1 protein-coding gene is annotated in these 1015 nt (G+C 43.1%); it reads right to left on the reverse strand.

What is annotated here, in order from left to right:
- The coding region (locus LAY57_RS35680) for a transposase (RefSeq protein ID WP_249072269.1) at nucleotides 1-816 on the reverse strand (816 nt) is incomplete at its 3' end.
- Nucleotides 817-1015 lie beyond the last annotated feature (199 nt).

A 1015-nucleotide genomic window follows, 5' to 3' on the forward strand; every position in this document is an offset into this window, starting at 1 on the left:
CTTACTGATTTTGTGATTCACATCAGCGATAAACCGTCTTTCTCTTCCAGACAAAGCAATTAATCTACGCTTTGCCGAACGAGTGCCTTTGCGCTGAAGAGTTTGTCTAGCTTTGTGATAGCGGTTGGCTTTATGTCTAGCTGCCTTGCCTGAATAGAATTTAGACTTATTACTTAAGTCTGTTTCCACCGCAAGGTAACGCATTCCTACATCAACGCCAGATACTCTAGTTATTTTCAATGGCTCGATCTCAGGCGTTTTTACTTCGAGGCTTACCATCAAATAGTAGGTCTTAGAAGAACGCTGATAGACAATTTTAGCCGCTCCAATCTTTGTTCCATTGGTAATTAAATCTAGGTGCTTGTTGTAACCATTGTATGAGACAACTATCCGACCTTGCAAGGTAATAATACTTACCCGTCGCTCAGTTTTAAAGCTATAGTCCCGCTGATAATTTAAGGTACAAGTCCGAGAGATATATTTAGGGGCTTTATCTAACCCTTTGTACCGTCTCTTGGTGTAACCTTTCGCGATAGCATCGTTAGATTGTTTTACCTTAGTCCAGAGGGTTTTGTAAGTAGCAGATACTTGTCTAGGTACATTGCAAGCCATTTGCGCTCCAAGTCCAAATCGAACTCGCAACTCGCCATAGACAGCTTTCTGCAACTTGTCACCATTACTGGTTTTACCCGCATCAAAAGCGATTTGTGAAGTGTAATTCAACGCATCGCGGTAAGCTAAGGCAGTCTGAGATACCAAAGCTTTTTGCTCGGTATTCAGGTTTAGCTTTAACTTGGCGGTGATTGTTTGGGACATTATCTTCACGACCTCTATTATTAGAGTACTCCGTGAAGTTAAATGTGTCAAGGAATTTGTTCATTCATCGACCACCCGAACAAAACAGATATCTGCGATTGTCGGTTTTGTTCGGGGTGGATCTCTTCACTCACTCGCATTCCTCCCGCCGCTCACCTGGGTACAACTAGAGCGGGGGACTCCTGCTGTGCTAGTTGAA

The sequence above is a fragment of the Argonema antarcticum A004/B2 genome, assembly GCF_023333585.1.
In the GTDB taxonomy this organism is placed as follows: domain Bacteria; phylum Cyanobacteriota; class Cyanobacteriia; order Cyanobacteriales; family Aerosakkonemataceae; genus Argonema; species Argonema antarcticum.